This is a genomic window from Mesorhizobium sp. M1A.F.Ca.ET.072.01.1.1 (assembly GCF_004023325.1).
Lineage (GTDB): Bacteria > Pseudomonadota > Alphaproteobacteria > Rhizobiales > Rhizobiaceae > Mesorhizobium.
Genome location: NZ_RZSF01000622.1, coordinates 1 through 1,526, shown reverse-complemented (window position 1 = coordinate 1,526; position 1,526 = coordinate 1). Strand labels below are relative to the sequence as shown.

The following is a 1,526-nucleotide window of genomic DNA, read 5'->3' as shown; positions in this document are numbered from 1 at the left end:
GCAGCCTGTCGACCGGCGCGCCGCAAGCTTCGAGCGCCGCGATCGCATCGGCCTTGGCGTCGAACACCCCGACCGGCCCGGCATTGCCGGCCCAGCTGCGGCTCGAGCCTTCGAGCTTGGCGGTGCCCCGCCGCACGCCCGCGGCGACGCGCCGCTGCTGGTTGGCCAAGTCGCCTTCATAGGTGCCGGACACTTCGAACAGCGCCACGTCGCCGATGCCCCGATCGGCATTGCGCTGGGCGGCGCTGATCAGCCCGGGCAGCAGCGACGGCCGCATGTCGGACATGTCGGCGGCGATCGGATTGGCGAGCTTCAGCCCGTTCTGGCCGCCGCCGAACAGCTCCGCGTGTTTCGCCGGAATGAACGACCAGGTGACCGCCTCCATCATGCCGCGCACGGCGAGCGCGCGCTTGGCGGCCCGGGTGCGCACCTGCAGCATGGTCAGGATCCTGCCGTTGACCGCGTCATGCGAGGTGAGCGGCTGCGGCGCTATGTTGTCGACGCCGTGGATGCGCATCACTTCCTCGACGAGATCGGCCTTGCCGTCGACATCCGGACGCCAGGAGGGGACCTTCACCTCGGCGGCGTCACCTGAGCTGCGCGGCTCGAAGCCGAGACGGGTCAGTATAGTGAGCGCTTCTTCTCTCGGCACCTCGATGCCGGTCAGCCGCTTCACTTCCGACAGCGGGAAGGAAATGATCTTCGGCTTGTGGCCGGCATAGCCCGCCACCTCGATTTCGGTCGGCGTGCCGCCGCACAATTCCAGCACCAGCTTGGTCGCGAGCTCGACGCCGGGCACCATGAACTCAGGGTCGACGCCGCGCTCGAAGCGGTAGCGCGCATCGCTGATGATGCCGAGCGTGCGACCGGTGCGGGCCGTCGTGATCGGGTCCCAGAGCGCCGATTCGATCAGCACGTCGGTGGTGTTCTCGTCGCAGCCCGAATGCTCGCCGCCCATGATGCCGGCAATCGATTCGATGCCGTTGTCGTCGGCGATCACGCACATCTCGGGCGTCAGCGAGTATTCGCGTCCGTCGAGCGCCAGCACCTTTTCACCGTCCCTGGCGCGGCGCACCACAAGGTTGCCGGCGACCTTCTTCGCGTCGAACACATGCAGCGGCCGGCCGCGGTCGAAGGTGACGTAGTTGGTGATGTCGACCAGCGCGCTGATCGGCCGAAGCCCGATGGCGATCAGCCGCTGCTGCAGCCATTTCGGCGACGGGCCGTTCTTCACGCCCTTCACCAGCGTCAGCGCGAAGCCGGGGCAGAGTTCCGGTGCCTCGATCTTGACCTTGACAGGGCACATGCCGTCGCCGGCATGCGGCATGATCGCGCCGCCGGTCAGCCGGCCGAGGCCGCTCGCCGCGAGGTCGCGCGCGATGCCGTAGACGCTGGTCGCATCGGGGCGGTTCGGCGTTAGGTTGATCTCGATCACCGGATCGTCGAGATGGGCGTAGGCGGCGAAGCTGGTGCCGACCGGTGCGTCTTCGGGCAGGTCGATGATGCCGGTATGCTCGTCCGAAAGC

1 protein-coding gene is annotated in these 1,526 nt (G+C 68.0%); it reads right to left on the bottom strand.

Annotation, left to right across the window (positions count from 1 at the left end; translation table 11 throughout):
- Window positions 1-1,526 (bottom strand): phenylalanine--tRNA ligase subunit beta (gene pheT / locus EOA32_RS37030; RefSeq protein ID WP_128374296.1); only part of this gene is annotated, 1,526 nt, incomplete at both ends.